The sequence below is a fragment of the Bacillus cereus group sp. N11 genome (genome assembly GCF_016483605.1).
GTDB lineage: Bacteria > Bacillota > Bacilli > Bacillales > Bacillaceae_G > Bacillus_A > Bacillus_A toyonensis.
The window spans coordinates 193,753-214,354 of the sequence record NZ_JAEHBN010000009.1; the positions used below are offsets into that span (position 1 = coordinate 193,753).

Sequence of the window (20,602 nt, forward strand, 5' to 3'; positions counted from 1 at the left end):
ATTATGCACTTTTAAACACAAATGAATCTATTTTCTTTACGTTAAGGAAAAGACAAACACATTATCAAAATAAATAAAAAAAGTGTAGAACATATATTCTACACTTTTTTCTGTAAATAGAAATAAAATAGCACACCATCTACGGTATTATATACCCCATACTCAGCTCCATGAAGTTCTAAAATGTTTTTTGAAATGGCAAGTCCAAGACCTGTTCCACCTTGTGAACGTTGACGAGCTGTATCAACTCGGTAAAAGCGATCCCAAATTTTATCTAATTGATCTTCTTCAATATGGGCACCTTTATTTTCGATACAAACCTTTATGCGACTTGGCTCATCTATTGTAGAAATAATAATATTTTCTTTTTCTGGCGTGTAACGAATAGCATTCGTGATAAAGTTTGTGAGTACTTGTTCTATACGATGGTAATTTGCAATGACTTCAGTTGCAGCAAGATGTGTGTGAACATGTAATTGCTTTTTTGTTATCTCTAAAGATAATTGTTCACATATCTGCGTAATGGCTTTGTCAATGCAAAAAGCATCCATCTGCATTTTATACGTACCAGATTCAAATTTTGCTAACTCAAGCATATCCACAATTAACATATCCATCTTATCCACTTCTTTTTCCATTGCCTTAAAGTAATACTCTTTCTTATGACTTGCAACACCATCTTTTAAGATAGAAATACAACTTTTCATAATACTTAGAGGTGTCTTTAGCTCATGCGATACCCCTGAAATAAATTCTTTTCTTGTGTGTTCTAATTGCTTTTCTTTCTCTATATCTCGGTGTAACTGCTCAATATGTGAATGTAATGTATTTGAAAGTACATTAATATTTTGAGCTAAATCACCAATTTCATCTTTTGACATGACTGGTACCCTTTCCGAAAAGTCTAAGTTTACAATTTTTTTGGTTGTCTTGTTTATTTGTAATAAGGGCTTTGCAATCTTTTTTGAATAGTAAAAAGAAGCTAGAAAAATAAGAAGCAACACAAACATAATAATATAGACATAATACTCTTGTATCATTTGTACAGCTTCATCAACTGGCTGCAACGAAGTCATTGAGAAAATGTATGTTATTGCACCGCTTTTATCCTTTATCGGTTTTATTATGAACTTATATTTAATATTATTCTGCTCATAATCGATTTCTTGTAATGAATCATAGTTAGGATTCTTTTCATTTAGCAATAAGTTTGCCTGAAACTCCTGTATCTTTTCCATAAACACGTTATTTGTATAAACAAAATTCGATTGGTCCTTCCTATCTGAAATTTGGACCTTTGTAATTTTCCCATTTAGATATTTTTCAGGTAATGCTTTGGCCAATACTTTTTCAAATTCAGCCTGTTCTTTTCCTTTGATCATTTTTTTTTCATAATCAGATATACCTTCAGGCATGTCTGCAGGCGGATGTTTCTTTCTAGTTTTTTTGATAATTTCATCCACTTTTTTATCTAATGGCGCATTTCCCAACTGCGTACCGCTTCTTTCTATGCTTAAACTATAAGGAAAGAACGCAGCATTTTTTTCTATACCTACCAAAGAAATTGATTCTCCTAAAGGGAACATGTTATCTGAAATATCGTGCTCACTTTTTAAATTATACAATGGTATGGTAATTGTAGAATTAGCGAATTGACTTTCTTTATTTTTAGACTGCTTTAATGTTACTTCTATATAAAAATCATTTACATTCTTTAAGCTCCCATTACCATCTAATGTAGTAATCCATGTATTATGCTCTCGATAAAAGTCTTGTTCTAACTTTTGAATGGCTTGTGAATTTCCTCCGCTATTTAAATAACCTGTTTCAAAAGATCTCATGTTTGTTTTGATATCTTCTACTTTTTTATTCGCATAAAATTGTTTAAAGAATATCGTTTGTCCAACAAAAATGATTGCCAAGATCAACATACATAACACGGTTGTTAACATAAATAATTTTAATACAATTCCTCTTTTCACACTTTCTCCTCCAATTTATAACTCGCTCGAACAATGGTAATAACACTCTTACATTTATCTCCCCATTTATATCGCAATTTACTATACAGCCATCACCAACAAATTCATAGCCCCATATTTTTGTAATTAACTACTATCACGTAGGAACTATACCTTGATTTGGCATTACATATGTTCGTATTTCAAATTCGTTATGAGTCAAGTTAATATCTTTTCTTTAGATTGTGACCATATGTGTATGTTTCTTACAGCTCAATCTAACTTTTCTTTCACTACTTGATTATTCTCTTTTCCTTCAAGCGTAATTTGAGCATTTAATTCCTGCCCTTGCTTGTCTAATAGTGCTAATTTTTTCGTATCTTCATACATTGTTCCTTTTATACTTGAACTCAATACAAAATAAACTGATGCTAAACCTATATAAATCAGTATAAGAAGTATGATTATTTTATTGTTCATAAAAAAGTCCCTTCTGAGTCAACTTGTTTTTGGATAATATGTTTACAATTCAATAGACTTTTTTTTAGTAAAAAAATATCGTGAATGTTACAAAACTCTTACAAATATAAATGGAGACAATAAATTGAGAAATTTCTCCTTCCATAACTGTCTAGAAATTCTGTAACAATTTCTGAGTGTATTTATATGATATAAGTTTTATATAAAGATTAAATGCAGATAACATGCATTTTTAACAATATTGCTATCTACATCTACAAAAGCGGGCACAATACTTATCTATGGGATTCAGCCGAATTGCCATCAAGCTAATATCTTTAATTACCCCCATAACAAAAGTTTTATGCATCGTTGATTATTTATATTGATAGGTTATGTAAACTTTATATGTAAAAGAAGCAATACCTCTATATCCATGTATTTCATATACGGGGATATAGAGGTATTTTTGTACATTACAAAAGTGTAAGGTAAATGTAAGGTTAACCAATGGCGGATTATGTCGAAAAAACGCAGAATAGGGAAAGAAAAAACAAGTGTAGGAGGCTATATATGAACAAACCAGTTGTAGTCGTTAAAAACGTCCAAAAAGTATACGGTAAAAAAGGCGAAAACCAATCACACGCATTAAAAGGTGTGTCGTTCTCAATTCAAGAGGGTGAATTTGTTGGCATCATGGGACCATCTGGTTCAGGAAAAACAACGTTACTAAATGTAATTTCAACATTGGATAAAGCAACAGGTGGTGTTGTTGAAATTGCAGGTACGGATATTACGAAGATGAAGCAAGGTGAGTTATCTGATTTCCGTTCTCAAAAATTGGGATTCATCTTCCAAGACTTTAACTTACTAGAAAACCTATCAATTTACGAAAATATTGCACTGCCACTTTCACTACAAGGTGTTCCATCGCGTAAGATTGGACCAAAAGTAGAAAAAGTAGCGGAAATGTTAGGGATTTCAGGAATACTTCAAAAGTATCCATCTGAAGTATCTGGTGGACAAAAACAGCGTTCAGCAGCAGCCCGTGCGCTTGTACATGAACCAGCCATTATTTTAGGGGATGAGCCAACAGGTTCACTTGATTCTAAAAACGCAACGAGTCTTTTAGAGGCGATGACAAATCTAAATGAAGCACAAGGTGTTTCCATTATGATGGTTACACATGATCCGTTTAGTGCAAGTTACTGCAGACGTATTTTATTTATTCAAGATGGCGAATTATATAAAGAAATTCACCGCACTGGTACGCGTGAGGCGTTCTATAAAGAAATTTTAGATGTGCTTGCAGACTTAGGTACACAAAAAGCATAAGAAAGGAGGTTCAAGCATGTTATTTAAGCTTTCCATGTCAGGACTAACAAGTAAGCTAAAAGATTATATCGTCTTACTTGTTGGTCTTGTCATATCAATTTCGATTTTTTACATGTTTCAAACGCTGGGACTTAATGAAGCGTTTCTTAAAGCGAATTCTACTATTGGTCATATTGTATTCGTCTTTCATGCTGGTACGGTACTATTAGCAATCATCACATTCTTCTACATTTTGTATGCGAATTCTTTCTTACTATCACTTCGTCAAAAAGAATTTGGTATGTATATGATGTTAGGAGCAAAAAAACATAAGATTACACTACTTATGTTTATCGAAACAATTATTATTGGGATCGTATCTCTTATTATTGGAATTGCAGTTGGTGTAGGACTTGCACAAGGAATTGGGCAGTTACTTATGAAGCAACTTGAGTTTACTGCAGGCGGTTATCAGGCATTTTATGTTCCATCAATGACTGTTACTTGTATGTTCTTCTTTGCACTATTTGTGTTATCTGCCATTATGAATAGTATTAAATTATCACGTATTTCAGTATTACAACTTGTACATGCGGATGCACAAACAGAACGTGTTGTGTTTAAAGGGAAGATGACAGTAATAGTCGCAGTTCTTGGAATTGTATTATTAGCAATTGGTTATGCTTCGATGATTTACATGAATGAATTAGAACAGAAGGGAATTATTATTGCGTTAATTACCGTGACATCAGGAACTTACCTGTTATTTGGAACGTTCCTACCACTTATCATTAACAAACTAAAAAGCAATAAAAAGCGTAGTGAAAAAGGACTTAATGCCTTTACATTTGCACAATTAAATTTCCGTATTAATAGCTTAACAAAGGTACTAGCGACAGTAACGATGTTAATTGCACTTGGAGCGGGTGCAATTTCAGGCGGTATGGCTTTTAAAAATAACGTCATGCTTACTGTAGATCGTTGGATGATTTATGATGTAGCGATTCATAATCCAACCGCAGCAGAAAAGAAAATTTTAGATGGTATTACATTTAAAGAGAAAAGTGAATATCGTTACAAAACAGATGATAAATATGTGTATTATTTAAAAGAAGATTTAGAGAAAAATCGTCCTTTAGTACAAGACTTAAAAGGTGCTAAAGAAAAGAAAGATCTCGATAAATTCAAACGAGTTTCTGGAGAGTTATCAGTAGGTGCTATTTCGAGTTTTAGTCAGGAGAAATCGGATAATGTAATTCCTAAGGAGTGGGATACTGCATTAAGAACGATTCAACCCGGTTATGTACACCCTAATCAAACCATCAAAATTGTAGATAAAAAAATGTATGATAGTTTGCAAGGTAAAGAGGGCGTTGCATTACTTGGAAAAGTAGAGAATTTCTTAACATCCCAAAAAGAATGGAAAAAAATTGACGAGTTGCAACTAGCTAAATATAAAAATATAAAAGCTGAAATGCTTAATAGTAAATATGCAGGTTATAGTATGTTTTATGGCTTTGCCAGCGGAACGGTATTCATGGGCTTCTTCTTAGGAATTGCTTTTTTAGCGATGATGGCAAGTTGCTTAATGTTTAAAATTCTCTCTGGTGCATCAAAAGATATTACACGTTACCAAATGCTTCGTAAAATCGGTGTTCGCCGTGAATTATTAACGAAGTCTATTTATAAAGAGTTATTCTTAGTGTTCCTATTCCCAGCAATTGTGGGTATCGCTCACGTATTAGTAGGTATGAACATCTTTGAACGTTTTATAATTGATCCGTACTTCCGTATTTGGCTTCCGATTGTTATTTTCGTAGTCATTTACGCGATTTACTACTGCATTACAGTTCAATTGTATAAAGGAATTGTTCTTCCGAAAGAGGACTAAGAACTAGAAAATGCCGAGCAGAGGGTGCTCGGTATTTTTTGATATGAAAATTTCAAATCATCAGGAGTCGGTTAAGTCCTCACATAAAGGGGAAGTACCAGCGTTCTTATAACCAGGGGTAAAGTAGCATTTCTTATAGGAAAGGCACTACTTTGCTTCTTCATATTCCTTCATTATTTTATAAAACGTGTTTTTCTTTAGTTCTAACATTTCCATAAACATAACAGCTGTTATTTCTCCACTCTTCCATTTTGGATGAGTTTCTTCTATAAGTGAATTTGAAAGTAAACAAATGGGTAAAAGTTTACTTTCTGATTTCGAATCATTTATAGCTGTTTTTGTAATTAATTTCTCAATATAGATATACTTGTTAATTATGTTATTTTTATCATTTTTGATGTCCGCTAATGCTTGTTGCGTAATTTAATTCCATTGCTACACAGGCCCTAGTTCGGTATAGTAAAGTGCATATAAAAAATCCCTCTTTGCTATCTCCCAAAAAAAGAATCATTACTGCGGACTTTATAAACTGTATTTTCAGAAATATTACAAACATGTAAGTAAAATGAAAGGTAATTCAATATGAGAAAAATCATCTTACTATTACAATAAGTAACAGAAACACTCATGAAAAACTTGTGGTGCGATATCAAGTTTTTTTAGTGCTTAAAACATTCGACCAAGTATTACAGTTTAAATAAGGAAACACGAAACTATACCATCAATTAATGGTATAGTTTCGTGTTTTAAAAAAAGTAAAAATGTCGGCAGGCATCATCTATCAACTCTCATTCTTAGTATGTAAATTTGGAGGGGATTTCCATGGCAGATAAAATATATATTATTCTAAAGAGGTGTAAAATGAATTTTATTAATGAACGAGAAAAAAAATTTACTAAACGACAAATTATATTACTTATATTAATAATAGGATATTATTCCCTTTTAATAATAGCTACCACATTTGGTCGTTCAGCTGAGAATATCTTTGTAAGAACAATTGATTTCGATGTACTGAGCCAGTATCAACAAGCATGGAATCAATTTTCATTTAATTCTTTTTTTCATATCATCGTTAATATAGGTATGCTGTTTCCGTTAGGGATTTTATTACCTCTATTTAGTGAAGTTTTTTTAAAAGCAAAATGGATGTTAATCAGTTCAATTACAACATCTTTATTTATTGAAACTCTTCAATTTATAACACTTCGTGGAAGTGCGGAACTAGACGATTTACTTCACAATACCATAGGAATGATGTTAGGGTATTGTATATTAAATATAGTTCTTATTTTTTTGAAAAAAAAGGAATCACACAAACAAATAGTCAAATATTTAATCTTACCCACTGCAGTAAGCTTCGTCGCACTTGGAATAATTGTTTCATATCAAATGAAGGAATTTGGTAATATGCCATTTGATCCGTATGGAAAAACAGATATGTCTCATGTCACTATAAAAACATCACTAGAGTTAAGTAATGAAGGTAAAAAAATGCCTGTTTACGATTCCAAAGGTCAAAAAGTGCGAGACGTCGAAATTATTTCTCCAAAAGAAGCATTTCAAAAACTGAAACATGGAGACATTTATCCTATGGGACCTTTCGGAGCGGGTGAAGAATTTGAGGGTGAGACATTATTCATTACAGAGTATAATTTAGAGCACGCCACTGATACAAAAGGTTTTTCTCAACCTGTATATATTTTTCGCGTACAGTTAAAAGATAATGACGTAGTTCTTACGGCTCCACCTATTTCCGCAAGTAAATAATGTGAATTTTCTTATTTTGTATTTGTGACCATCAGGGTTGCCGGCGATGTTAGTTTTTTCTTATATAGGGGTACCACCCCATCGCTATCAAGCTAAGCCCGTGTAACGTCAATGATAAGCGCAAGGTTGTTTCTTTTTTTCGAAAGTCTATACGTAGATGCTTTAAAGATTTGCATACGAAATAAACCCTAACGGGTTTCCTTTTTTGAATTAAGCTGCTTGGTTATCAGACATGGTACAATTATAAACGACACCTAATATATCAAAGACTGTTTTCTTCTCATACCTATGGGATTTTCGCCCGTTTTGCTGTAGGAGATTGAACAGGCGAAGTAACACCTTTGATAGCTCTTGGGTGTTTTTTTGTATAGTTTGGAATATAAGAAGAAAATAGACTTTAATCATATATATGGCTTTATACTCACTAAGCTCTCGTTTTTTCTTCATGAGGAGCAATTGGCGCATTTGAAACATGATAGAAGAACAGAGTAGAATGGCAATCAATTGACCATATAAATGGCACTCCAATCGTTTTGGCTTTATCTTTTTACAATGATGAATTTGAAAGAACGACTTCCACGTTTTCAATAAAATTTCGATTTGCCAACGCAAAGAATACCAGTCATGTACCTGTCCCATCGGGACAATATCTGTAGGGGTGTTTGTCATATATACATTGATACCACTGAGTCGTTTACTACGAGGAGAATACTTCATTCCTTTCTTTTTTTTTTCTTTTACAGCTTGATCTTGTAATCGTTTTTGTTGCTGTTGTTTTGTTAATCTATGAACAATTACACGAGCTGGCACTTTATCAATCATTCCTACATAAGCATCAGCTATTTCACATGTTTGTCCTGGTTGAAGGGAGTTCATTACCGTCTCCATATCTATCTGTATATACTCTGTACCTTTCTTAATTCTTCCGTCTTGAAAATAATCAGGATTAGAATTTTTTTGATAAATACGTGTATTCGACTTGATACGAGAGATATAGTAGGCCTCTTTATCTTGTATATATTGAAGGTCTTTTAAATGAAAATAACCTAAATCTCGGATACATAAATCATTCGCTGTCACAGTTGGGGCACACAGAGAGCCGTAAGTATGATCATGTTGTTTACCTGGACCTGTATGAATATGTAGGAACTGTCCACTTAACAAATCATACTCAAGTTGAATTTTTATCCCAGCTGTATGGCTGCATCCTCCTGCACCTGGATAAACCGATGAAAATACATCCGGGAGTTGAAATGCAGTTGAATCTAAAATACGAATACGCTTGAAAACAGAAGTGTATGGAGAAGAAATCGGCATAGATGCGGCCAATTTTTTACTTAGTAGTTCGGCTAGTAGGTGTTGTAAAAGTTGGACGGCCGCCTTATTAAACTGTTGATTCAGTCCCTCAGGACTGATGAGTACTTCTGTCGATGCTTCTAAACAGCTAGATAAATGAGTTAAAGAAGTCATAGCTACATTTTGGCTCACCCATACACATAAAGCTACTAAATCTTTTGCTTGGTACTTACTGGTTCGTTGTACAAAACCAACATCTCTAGCAAGATCCTGTAAGGTATTTGGAGATAAAAAACTTTGAATCTCTTGAGCAAATAGTTGTAATTCGTCAGACACAGAAACAGACATAAAAAACGCCATCATTTCCTATGACTCTACAGAAAGAATAACGTATTTTTTTCATTTTGAGGGTATTTCTTTTTATTAGTTTGATAGCGATGTGGTGGAACTCCTGTTTTTAAAAAATAAATATCACAAAATAAAAGTGTGAAATTACATTAATATAGAAAAAAACACTCTTATAGTGTAAAATTACACCATAAGAAAAGGAGAGATATTATGAATAAACAAGAATTTATTCAGTTAGTAAATGAAAAATTAAAACTTATTCGTATTGAAAATGATTTATCACAAGATAAAATGTCTGAAATTATCGGTTTATCCAAAAAAACCTTAATAGAAATAGAAAAAGGGAGACGCAGTCTCACATGGACAGGCGCAGTGTGTGTGGTCACTCTTTTTGAAGATAGCGATATAGTCCATATGACTTTTGGAGACGATATTAACGAGATTATCAAAACAATTGCTTTTACAAATTATAATAATAGTTTCCCAAAGACTTTAGGAGGAAAACTATGGTGGCGAGAAATAAAAGAGTTGAATGGTTATAAAATACAACAAAACATCCTTTCTCAACATTACCGAATTTTAAACAAAGAAAATCATAGAATATGTAGTTCATTTGAATTAAATGAACTTGAAAAAAGATTTATAGAAATAACAAAATAATTATAATAGATTCACCTGAAAAAACTTATTAAGTAATCTTTGATTGATGTCACAGCAAAAATCTTAAATAAATTAAATTTTGGGGAGTAATTAAAATGAAGAAAATAGCAATCATTTCGCGTTTAAATATTATAATAGCTAGTATGTTAATATTAAATTTATTTATTTTCACATCACGAATGCGCTCTTTACCATGGTTTATTGAAGATGGTTGGGGACATTTAGTATTAGTTCCGACATCTTTTGTTTTATTGATCATCTTTTTAAAATCTTATCAGCTACATAAAAATAAAGAGATAAGTAATTCACAAAAATTTATTCCACTTGTTTCAGCAATATTTACACTCTTCTTTCTACTAATGCCTTTAAATGATTTTATGACTATATTTGCGCTTATAGTCAATGTAAGTATATTATGTTTTATATCCTTTTTGACAAATTCTAATTATAAATAAAACTATAGATAAAAATGCACTTCAAACGGTTCTGGTGCAAAGATTGCATTTATTTGAAAGAGGTATATATATTCCTAATGGCATCTATTCTTATGCAGCCATTCCGAATAGTTGATGAATAAACTTCACTTCATTTTGGACAGACTTGTCCCGTAAAATAAGTTGGCCTTTTTTAATGATATGCATCGCTTCTATTCCTGAAAGAATAGATTTAGCTGTACGAAAAGATTTCAATCCTAACATTGAACGAACTCTCTTTTTAATAAAACGATGATCTTGCTCTACAATGTTATTAAGGTATTTTACCTGCCTTATTTGGATGCCTACAGGCATCTTTTTCTCTGTCTTCAACTCTTCAATCGCTATAGGATAGGTCGGGTTTTTGTCCACTGTAATCACACGGGGCTTTGAAACATGAAAAAACTGCAAAGCTTTCTTGAAAAAACGCTTTGCACCTCATCGCTATCAAGCTAAGAAAAGCAAATACCCCCAAGACGAAAAAATAAGCTGTTTTCTGTCAAAAATAAACGAAATTTTCATCCTGGGGGTGTTATAAAATTCTTAAGCTGATGGGCATGGGGGAGTAATATATCGTCACCAAGCTAAGGTTTTGAAGTACCCCCTAAATGAAAATTTTATTTCTCTATAGTTAGTTATTATGAGAAATGAGCTCATTTTTTTGTACGATACATTTTTTAACTAATTTTGGTTAAGTTATTTTCATAGAGGTTATTGCTAATTCAATGGACATATTTATATATCACTATGCCTGATTTTTAAAATAGAAATTTCTTAAAAACTATATGTAACTTCTTTCTGAAAGGAAGGGTATTATCAATTGAAACCGTATGAAAAAATACCTGATGAATCTATAAAATCTTTACAGGATTTAATGCAATTACTAAAAAAATCTAAAGATTTTATAACATTGGAAATCGCTTCAAACAATTCCTCTATAGTCATTTCATATTTTAGAACATTAATCGATATAAATATATTTCATGAAGAGGTTTTAACTTATATAAAAGAGAAGAGCTTCGATTCATTACAAGATATGCAGTCTGTCTTACCCTTTGAAAATTCAAAAGTAACAAATCAAATGAAAGATATTCAGGATAGTATTTTAAACGGCTATATACTTATTCAGTTCGATACAGATAAATTAAATGGCTTGTTAATAAATGTGTCAAAGAAAGAAAAAAGAGATATTACAAAAGCTGAAATTGAATACAATATCGTGGGTCCACAAATCGCATTTGTTGAAGATTTAGATGTAAACTTAAATTTAGTACGTAGAAAGCTACCAACGCCTTATTTACAAATGAAGGAATTGAAAGTAGGCTCTCTATCTAACACAACCGTTGCAATTGTATATATCGAGGGAATTGTAAATGATCAAAATCTACAAGAAATTATAAAACGGGTGAGTCAAATAAAAACAGACCACGTTTTGGATAGCACGTATCTGATTCAGTTAATTGCAGACAATCCAAATTCTATATTTCCTCAATTTTTGAATACAGAACGACCAGACCGTGTAGCAGCTGTATTGGCAGAAGGGAAAATTGCACTTTTTGTAGATGGCTCACCTTACGCTATCACCCTTCCAACAACATTAATTGACTTTTTTTCTACGACAGAAGATTACACCATGCCTTGGATTATTGCCTCATTTTTTCGACTGTTAAGGCTTTTTGCTTTTATGTTTTCTGTTTTAACGACTCCATTATATGTTTCGATCTTAACATATCATTATGAGCTTATTCCAAAAGAACTTCTTGAAACGTTAATCATATCGAGAAGTAAAGTACCTTTCCCTCCACTAATTGAAGCACTTTTTTTAGAAATAACGATTGAATTACTGAGAGAAGCGGGGACACGTTTACCAACTAAAGTGGGTTTAACGGTCGGTATAGTAGGGGGTATTGTAATTGGACAAGCATCGGTGGAGGCAAGTCTTACAAGTAACGTACTTATTATCATTGTTGCACTTTCAGCTCTTAGTTCATTTACAGCACCAATATATCGAATTGGTAATACAATTCGAGTAATTCGTTTTCCTTTTATAATAGCTGCACACCTCTTGGGGTTATTAGGAATTGTTTTAACAAGTTCTTTCCTTTTAGCACGCTTATTACGTACAGAATCATTAAGACGTCCTTATTTGTTCCCTTTTTATCCTACACGCCCTACAGATTGGAAAGACAGCATTATACGTATGCCAATCTCAGCGATGTTCCGACGTCCAATTTTTTCAAGATCTAAACAGCGGTTTCGTTTTGATCCAGAAGAGGTAGAGAAAAATAAAATCATATCACGAAATGATTTTGATGATTGAATTTAACAGGGAGGAACATTATGAAACAGATCCCAATTGAGTATCAAGTATCTCCATATATGGTGTTTTTTTTAATTATTACTATACAGATGGGGGTTGGTATGCTTGGCTTTGAAAGGATTAGTGCAAAATTAGTTGGAAATGATGCATGGATTAGCACGCTACTTTTTGGAATATCTGTTAATCTTATGATTTGGATCATATATCAGATTTTAAATCAGGGTAATGGAGACATCATTGCAATCAATCAAAACGTACTTGGAAAATGGATTGGTGGATTGTTCAACTTCATTTTTTTATCCTATATTGTATTGTTAGGTGCAACAACACTACATACTTATATCGAAATAGTACATGTTTGGATGTTTCCTTCCATTTCATCTTGGGTTATAGCAGGGGCTTTTTTAGGCCTATGTTATTACATTGTAACTGGAGGATTTCGTGTAGTTGCCGGAATCGGCTTCTTTGGAATCGTTATCCCAAGTATTCTAATTTTCACATTTTTTTATCCTTTGCAGTATGCAGATTTCCGAAATTTATTTCCAATTGCACAGCATTCATTCCTAGAAATTATGAAAGGAATGAAAGGAAATATGTTTAGTTTTTTTGGATTTGAAATGTTATTGTTGTACTACCCATTTATTAGAAAGGCAAAAACGTCTCAAAAATATGCGCACTATGCAAATTTAGTAACGACTATTGTCTACACATACCTTATGATTTTAACTCTTGCGTTTTTTAGTGAAAAACAACTCGCGAGCGCGATATGGGCATATTTAAGCATGATTAAAATTATACAATTTCCCTTTATAGAACGGTTTGAATACATTATTGTTTCTTTTTGGGCTTTTTTTATATTACCCAATGTTTCCTTTACACTATGGGGAGTAAGTCGTGGTATAAAAGAAGCACTAGGAATAAAGCAAAAATATGTTTTGCCAGTCATCATCGTATTCATCTTTGTTTTATCATTTTTCTTGAATAACCGTAATAAAATTAACTTATTAAATACTTGGACAGGTCAAATTGGCTTTGTATATATATATGTATACCTACCTGTACTATGGCTAATTCAAACCGCCAAAATAAAGTTAAGGAGATAAACATGAAGCGATGGATACTTTTCCTTATATTAAGTGTCTTCTCAATAGGTTGTGCTAAAACGAAAATTGTGGATGACATTGATTTAGTTCAAGTTGCGGCATATGATACTGAAACAGAAGGTAAGCTAAAAGGAACCTTTGCGATTGCAGCTTATAAAGGAGGCGGGGAAGGTGAAACGAAAATCTATTCAGCATCAGGCCAGACTGGTAGAGAAGTTCTTGCAAGAGCATCCGAAAAATCTTCTGGACCTCTAGAGTTAGGTCAATTGCGTGTTATTATATTTAATGAAAAAATAATTGAAAAGGGAATGCAGGAAATTTTAGAGACTTTGAACCGAAATCCCAGTGTAGGAAATGCAATTTATTTAGCAATTACAAATGTAAAAGGTGAGTCACTATTAAAGGGGAACTATTCTAAAGAAAAAGAAATTGCTTCCTATCTATCCTCTTTACTGGAGCAAAATATGGACAATGGAACGCAACCAAAAACAAATTTTTTTATGTTTTTAAACCAACTTGATGATGATGCGAGAGATTCATATTTACCGATGATATCTAAAAAAGATGACGTGTTGGAGTTAAATGGAATAGCACTTTTTAAAAGATGTAAAATGGTTGATAAAGTGAAACCTAAAGATTTATTTGTATTTAAATTGTTGACAGATAATTTTAAACAAGGTACATACCAATTCAAACTACCTGGTTCTTCAAATACTTACGCCACGATAGAGAATATAAAGGCTAGAACAAAATATAAGATGGAGGGGAATAGTAAGCATCCATTCGTAAATGCTCATATTCAAGTTAAAGCTGAAATTCAAGAATTTACAAAAACAAAAAATCTAGATAATCCTAAAGAAATAAAACAATTAGAAAAAATTATGGAAACAGAAATAGAAAAAAGAGCAACTACATTGATAAAGAGATTTATTAAAAAAGGCACAGATCCTATAGGACTTAGAAAGCTTGGTAGAACTCACGTAAGAAAATGGAACAGTCAAGAATGGGAAGAATCCTATAAACATTTGCGTTTTCGTGTAACAGCTGATGTAAAGGTAACTCAATCTGGTGTTACAGAATAAGTAAATCAAATAAGATATGGAAAATTTAAATAAATATGGTCTCGCAGGAGATTAGGGAGAAGAGAAACTATTAACAAAGCATCTCATAAACATTAAGATGCTTTGTTAATAGTTTTTATACCTGTATAGCCGTATTACTTACGTAAGCATTAGATCACTTCATAATCTACACCAATTCTAACAATTACCTTATTTTTTGCATCATAACGAAAAAAACTGTTGTCCTAATGGGACAACAGTTTTTTCATTATGCCACGTCTTCTTTTTGTTCCTTTTGTAGCGTACTATTTTTGTAACCGTAACTGAAGTAGACAACAAGTCCAATTACAAGCCAGATTGCAAAGCCAATCCATGTTGTTGCTGGAAGTTGTAATGCTAAGTATCCACAGAATAGAACCGCTAAAGCCGGAATCCATGGTACAAAGGGTACTTTAAAAGCACGCGGTAGTTCTGGTTGTTTTTTACGTAAAATAACTACTCCAATTGAGACAACGCTGAACGCGAATAATGTACCGATATTTGTTAATTCAGCTAGTTTATTTAAAGGAACAAAACCAGCAAAGAAAGCAACCATAGTAGCAGTAATCCAGCTATTAAGAACAGGTGTTTTCGTTTTTTTATTTACGCGAGAAAGTGCTTTTGGTAGTAATCCATCGCGGCTAATTGCGTAAAACAAACGTGTTTGTCCATATAACATAACGAGTAATACAGTTGTAATTCCAGTAATTGCTCCTAAAGAAATGAAACCAGCAATCCAATCTTGTTGAATGTATTGTAGTGCAAATGCAACGGGGTTTTTCACACCTAACTGATCATAAGGTACAATTCCAGTTAAAACCAATGAAACAACGATATATAAAATCGTGCAAATTGTTAAAGAAGCAATGATACCGATTGGCATACTTCGCTGTGGATTTTTGACTTCTTCGGCAGCTGTTGATACAGCATCGAATCCGATGTAAGCAAAGAATACAGTTGCAGCTCCAGTTGTTACACCAGAGAAGCCAAACGGCATAAATGGTGTCCAATTTTCAGGTTTTACATAGAATGCTCCCACTCCGATAAATAGTAAGATGACAAAGAGTTTGATAGCTACCATGATAGCGTTAAAACGTGCTGATTTTTTGGCACCCCTTGTTAATAACAGCGTTATTAGAAAGATAATACAGATTGCTGGTAAATCTACATATGTTCCGGCTTCTGGACTATATGCGCTTGTTAAAGCAGTAGGTAATGTAATGCCAAATCCGCTTAATAATCCTTGTAAATATCCTGACCAACCAGATGCAACAGCTGAGGAAGCTAATCCATATTCTAAAATTAAATCCCATCCTAAAATCCAAGCGATTAATTCTCCAAATGTTGCATAGCTATAAGTGTAAGCACTACCGGATACTGGTACAGTTGATGAAAATTCAGAATAGCATAATGCTGCAAATACACAGGCTAAACCTGATAAAATAAACGACAAAACAAGTGCGGGTCCTGCGTGTTCTGCTGCAGCAACACCGGTAAGAACAAAAATTCCAGTTCCGATAATAGCGCCAATCCCGAGCATAGTAAGATCAAAAGCACCAAGTTCTTTTTTCAAAGATGCCCCTTTTTGTTCCGACTGTGCTAATAATGCTGAAATAGATTTTTTTCGAAATAGATTCATATAGATACCTCATCTCTTAGTTGTTTTAATATTCTGAAAAATAATTACATTTTGTCGTATAATGTCGAATCATTGTAGTTCACATTTTAATTGAAATAAATATTTTTGTAAAGATTTATTTTCAGAAAATTAAGTCTTTAAATTTCCCCTTTATTTTTTTCACTAAATCCCTCTGTTCCAAATGTATTCCTTTAATAGAAAAATTTATATTACTATATAAATCATAGGGATTGTTTGCATATTGACTTTGGTTTTATGTACAATAAAGATAAAGATATAGTCTGAAACAGGAAGAGGAAAACCATGTCCAATTCATTAGTAAATTTACGTATCGATTTTGCATTTAAGCAGTTATTTGGCACAAATGGGAATGAAGATATTTTAGTTGCCTTTTTAAATGCCATTTTAAAAGATTCTTTAGAATCACCTATTATTTCCCTACAATTAGAAGATCCTCATTTGCATCGAGAATATGAAGAAGATAAATTATCGATTTTAGATATTTCGGCTACTTTAAATACAGGAACAAAGGTAAATGTTGAAATACAATTGAATAACAATCACGATATGATTAAACGAAGCCTTTATTATTGGGGAAGGTTATACAGCTCACAATTGCAAAAAGGAATGCCTTATAGCTCACTTCATAAAACGATTACCATAAACTTGTTAAACTTCGTGATGTTTCCAGAATATGAAGAGTTTCATTCAACAGGAATCCTTTGGAATCAGCAACAACAAAAGTTATTAAGTGACGATATAGAAGTTCATATTGTAGAAATTCCAAAGTTACTACAACAATGGCGTGAAGAAAAAGTTAATCCGTGGGAAGACTCGTTTGTTCGTTGGTTATTATTATTGCCAGCGAATGAAGATGAGCACCTCACACAAACATTGGAGGACATTGCCATGAACCAAGATCCGATTTTACAAAAAGCAATGAATAATTGGGAACGTATGAGCCAAGATTCTTCATTCCGTCAAGCATATGAAGCAAGAGAAAAGGCCTTAATGGATGAGGCTGCAAAGTTTGCTCATGCTCGTAATGAAGGGAAAAAAGAAGGAATTCAAGAAGGGGTTCAGCAAGGGAAAATTCAGATGATTAAAGGTATGCATGAACTTGGTGTCCCACTTGAAACAATTGCTAAAGTCAGTAAATTAGACATACATGAGGTTGAACGTATTTTAAAACAAAAATAAACAGCAACAAAAAAAGAACCTATTAGTCGGGTTCTTTTTTTTGAGCTATTTTTCAAATAGAGGTAACAATTGAATTTTTTACAGGTATTACTATAGCCGTATAATATGAACTTTAACTTTATTTTCTTATTATCAATGGGACCGCGTTATAAATTGAAAAGGAATTGTATTAATAATGTTTGGAATATCATATTCCATTAAAATCAGAAACTTAATAGAGATTGAATTGAACTACTAACCACTTAACGTCCTTACGGACTGTTTGAAGTGGGAAAGTCTTCTGTCGGAGAATGATAAAAAGTTTACCTTACTGCATTTTCAAATGATGTTAATAGTGAACCTAGATCATTTGAAAAATATAAAAAGATGTTGAAGAAATATCCCTCAACATCTTTTATGACTAACGGTATAAACGAATCGCTCCGGCCGTGTTATCATCCGCTTGACCCACTACTTCAAATTTTAAACCCAACTTTGGTAAGATACGTCCAGCATCCGGAATTTGCTCGTTTATATACGTGTTCGAATCATCAAACTTTGATACCCCAGGCAATCCATCATATTTAAATGTTCCACTCTTTGAAGATACAACCTTCCAAGATGGTGTTTGGTTGAAAGAGAATGCTGCATCTGCAATTTGAAAACGCGTACTATTTCTAAATGTTGGTTGTCCACTTAGTGTTCCAACGATTGCCTTTGGATGAGAGTCAACTACTCCAAGAAATCCGTGTCCTGGATGTACACCAACCCAATTATCTGTATAACTTGAATCCGCATACCACACAACCATGCCAGTATTATATGCAGGACCTTGAGAGAATTTTAATGCTTCATCAGAGCCAGCATAGTTTCGCCACTCCAAATAATAGTTATGCTTTTTCTTTTCAATTCCATTAGAAATAGTAAATCCATCTAATTTAAATTTTGGTTTTCCTTCTGTATTATCAGAGAAAATAGGTTGTCCATCTACTGTTAGAGTTGCATTATCAAGAGCAAAACCATTTAACGCTAAACTATCATCTGTCATATATTCAAACACAAGCTTTACTTTTTTACCTGTAAATTGACTTAAATCATAAGATTTATCTACCCATTTTCCTAGAGTTGTATCTGCACCATTTGTTACATTATTCTTACCAATTGTGTCTATTAAAATGTTAGTGCCATCTTCTGTAACTGCATGCACCTCCAGTAAATCATGCTCCATTTCAATTTCATATAATGTTTTAAAATCAAAACTTACAATTTTTGCGTTTGTTAAATCAAACATAGGTGTTTCTAATTTGGTATGAAGATTGTCACCTTTTGTACTATAATAGTATTTTTTACCGAATACAGATTCAATTCCCTTTACCTCTTTATCTGGTAAATTAACGCGAATTATACCTGGTCGCTCAGTTTTTGATACACTTTGATCCAAATATGTTGCATATCCAATTCCTCGATTTAATTTATCATAATCTACTTCTGTAATATTAACCCAGTTTCCACCCATAATTTTTTGGAAGAACTCTTTATTTTGTGGTGAGAAGCTAGTTGGGGCAGTCCCAACAATTTTTCCAGCCCAGCTACCGCTACTCATTAAAGACCATCCTGCAATGGGTTCCCCTTGACCTTTATTTTCTAGTGCAGTGTCATACTCATCTGGAAGACCTAAATCATGACCGAATTCGTGTGCAAAAACACCAACCGCGCCATCTTCTGGCTCAATTGTATAGTCAAATGCTGCTATTTTCCCATTCCAGTATGGAACTTTTGATTTTGTACCTTCTATTTCATACGGTAATGGAGAAACTATAGAACGGTGTGACCAAATTGCATCATTCCCTAATTTTCCACCACCTGCTTCTTGTCCCATGCCAGCGTGGATTACCATTAAATGATCAATTACGCCATCTGGTTGATTTCTATCTCCATCTCCATTTATATCATATTGATCAAACTGATCAAAGTTGGATAAGTCGATACCACTATCTGCTGCTACCTGTAAAGCTTCTTTAACCAAATCGCGCGGTCCTTTAGGTCCCTTATTATCACGACCTCCACTATCAGTATCTCTGCCGTAATCAGATGCTTTTCCTGGAAGTGTTAACCAATTCGTAACAGTTCCATCAACTGTATAACTGCCTCCAGATTGCTCTTCATAGTATTTCTTAAAAGATTTAATACTTGTGCCATCGTATAACTGAAAAGGTTCATCCCCAAACAACATTTTTTGGTAATGTTCTTGATTGAAGTCATCGGAATACATATAGTTAGGGTATTTATCGACGTTGTTGTGCTTAAAGTCATCAAATTCTACTAGTAAAACGAGAACTTTGTCCTTGCGAACCTCTCCGTTATACTTTTTTTCTTTTGCTGGAGGAGTTGGCACATGCCCATTTAAAGTTCCTTTAACTGAAGAAGGTGGACTTAAAGGAGAATGGTTTGCTTGTTGTTTTACACCTGTTTTTGTATCTTTCACTGACTTAAGAAAATGAGATGCTTCTGTCGAGAGACTATCCCGGTTTATTTCTTCTTTTCCATTTTTCCCACCTTTCTTTTTCTCAATATACTCCTCGACAGCTTCTACTGTTTCACTAACGGAAGCTGATGGATTAATTTCTCCACGATTTTTTAGAGCATCAGCTAAGCGCTCTTTTGGAATCAAATTTTCATCAATTGGAGCGGTAGGCAAGGTTTTTGTAGTTGTTTCTGCGTAAACGGACTGACTTTTAAGTCCAACTAAACAACCGATAACAGCAACTACTGTAAGCTGTGATAACATCTTTAGCGTGTTTTTTTTCATTTCGAACTTCCCCCTGTTAAATAAATATAACAATGAATAGATATTATCTGACTTTCTATTAATATGCAATATTTTGTTTTAATTTACAAAAAAATGAATTTGAGTTTAACTTATAAAAATTTTACTCCAAGTAGATGTACACTAACTATGGGTTTAAAAAATAACCTTGAGATAGTAATAGAAATATCCCTTTTTTAAATATCATGAAGGTAGAGAGATTAATAATCAAATAAAGGAAAACGTTTGCGCTTACAATTAAAATTTTGAGATATGCAAAATT

The 20,602-nt window shown here is 33.1% G+C and carries 13 protein-coding genes and 3 pseudogenes; 9 read left to right on the forward strand and 7 right to left on the reverse strand.

Going from position 1 to position 20,602, the window contains the following annotated elements; all coding sequences use genetic code 11:
- Positions 1–98: 98 nt before the first annotated feature.
- Both JDS98_RS16875 and JDS98_RS16880 read right to left on the reverse strand, forming a co-directional pair.
- Positions 99–1,982, reverse strand: a complete 1,884-nt coding sequence (locus JDS98_RS16875) for a sensor histidine kinase (RefSeq protein ID WP_199634128.1) — start codon at positions 1,980–1,982, stop codon at positions 99–101.
- A gap of 255 nt (positions 1,983–2,237) precedes the next feature.
- A pseudogene (locus JDS98_RS16880) lies at positions 2,238–2,441 on the reverse strand (hypothetical protein); the annotation flags it as partial.
- Between the two features lie 552 nt (positions 2,442–2,993).
- Here JDS98_RS16880 and JDS98_RS16885 point away from each other — a divergent pair.
- A complete protein-coding gene (locus JDS98_RS16885) occupies positions 2,994–3,755 on the forward strand; it encodes an ABC transporter ATP-binding protein (protein WP_199634130.1) in 762 nt (253 codons plus the stop codon).
- Between the two features lie 16 nt (positions 3,756–3,771).
- Positions 3,772–5,625, forward strand: a complete 1,854-nt coding sequence (locus tag JDS98_RS16890; RefSeq protein WP_199634131.1) for an FtsX-like permease family protein — start codon at positions 3,772–3,774, stop codon at positions 5,623–5,625.
- A gap of 147 nt (positions 5,626–5,772) precedes the next feature.
- Here the strand turns inward: JDS98_RS16890 and JDS98_RS30315 are convergent.
- A pseudogene (locus tag JDS98_RS30315) lies at positions 5,773–5,898 on the reverse strand (recombinase family protein); the annotation flags it as partial.
- A gap of 588 nt (positions 5,899–6,486) precedes the next feature.
- On the opposite strand from JDS98_RS30315, the gene JDS98_RS16895 reads away from it, so the two are divergent.
- Positions 6,487–7,395, forward strand: coding sequence for a VanZ family protein (locus tag JDS98_RS16895; RefSeq protein ID WP_199634159.1), 909 nt, complete (start codon positions 6,487–6,489; stop codon positions 7,393–7,395).
- 210 nt (positions 7,396–7,605) lie between these two features.
- On the opposite strand, the gene JDS98_RS16900 is transcribed toward JDS98_RS16895, so the two are convergent.
- On the reverse strand, positions 7,606–9,039 hold the full coding sequence (locus JDS98_RS16900) for an IS4 family transposase (protein ID WP_199634160.1): 1,434 nt from the start codon (positions 9,037–9,039) through the stop codon (positions 7,606–7,608).
- A 210-nt stretch (positions 9,040–9,249) separates the two neighbouring features.
- Between JDS98_RS16900 and JDS98_RS16905 the strand changes: the two genes are divergently transcribed.
- Positions 9,250–9,699: a helix-turn-helix transcriptional regulator gene (locus tag JDS98_RS16905; protein ID WP_199634132.1), complete on the forward strand. Its 450-nt coding sequence runs from the start codon at positions 9,250–9,252 to the stop codon at positions 9,697–9,699.
- A 95-nt stretch (positions 9,700–9,794) separates the two neighbouring features.
- The gene (locus tag JDS98_RS16910) at positions 9,795–10,154 is read left to right on the forward strand and encodes a hypothetical protein (RefSeq protein WP_199634133.1); all 360 of its coding nucleotides are present in this window, start codon (positions 9,795–9,797) and stop codon (positions 10,152–10,154) included.
- A 90-nt stretch (positions 10,155–10,244) separates the two neighbouring features.
- Here JDS98_RS16910 and JDS98_RS16915 read toward each other — a convergent pair.
- Positions 10,245–10,607, reverse strand: a pseudogene (locus JDS98_RS16915) (DDE-type integrase/transposase/recombinase); the annotation flags it as partial.
- Positions 10,608–10,992: 385 nt separating this feature from the next.
- Between JDS98_RS16915 and JDS98_RS16920 the strand changes: the two are divergent.
- From JDS98_RS16920 to JDS98_RS16930, 3 genes are read left to right on the forward strand one after another with little or no spacing between them, the layout of a single operon-like run.
- On the forward strand, positions 10,993–12,492 hold the full coding sequence (locus JDS98_RS16920; RefSeq protein WP_199634134.1) for a spore germination protein: 1,500 nt from the start codon (positions 10,993–10,995) through the stop codon (positions 12,490–12,492).
- A gap of 20 nt (positions 12,493–12,512) precedes the next feature.
- A complete protein-coding gene (locus JDS98_RS16925) occupies positions 12,513–13,595 on the forward strand; it encodes a GerAB/ArcD/ProY family transporter (RefSeq protein WP_000809704.1) in 1,083 nt (360 codons plus the stop codon).
- A 2-nt stretch (positions 13,596–13,597) separates the two neighbouring features.
- Positions 13,598–14,677, forward strand: coding sequence for a Ger(x)C family spore germination protein (locus JDS98_RS16930; RefSeq protein WP_199634135.1), 1,080 nt, complete (start codon positions 13,598–13,600; stop codon positions 14,675–14,677).
- 247 nt (positions 14,678–14,924) lie between these two features.
- On the opposite strand, the gene JDS98_RS16935 is transcribed toward JDS98_RS16930, so the two are convergent.
- Positions 14,925–16,334 carry a branched-chain amino acid transporter BcaP gene (locus JDS98_RS16935; protein ID WP_199634136.1) on the reverse strand — a complete coding sequence of 470 codons (1,410 nt, stop codon included), beginning with the start codon at positions 16,332–16,334 and terminating at the stop codon, positions 14,925–14,927.
- Positions 16,335–16,637: 303 nt separating this feature from the next.
- On the opposite strand from JDS98_RS16935, the gene JDS98_RS16940 reads away from it, so the two are divergent.
- Positions 16,638–17,534 (forward strand): Rpn family recombination-promoting nuclease/putative transposase, encoded by an 897-nt coding sequence (locus tag JDS98_RS16940; RefSeq protein WP_199634137.1) that lies wholly within the window; start codon positions 16,638–16,640, stop codon positions 17,532–17,534.
- Positions 17,535–17,934: 400 nt separating this feature from the next.
- Here the strand turns inward: JDS98_RS16940 and JDS98_RS16945 are convergent, their stop codons facing one another.
- Entirely contained in the window at positions 17,935–20,322 is a 2,388-nt protein-coding gene (locus tag JDS98_RS16945; RefSeq protein ID WP_199634138.1) for an immune inhibitor A domain-containing protein, read from the reverse strand.
- Positions 20,323–20,602 lie beyond the last annotated feature (280 nt).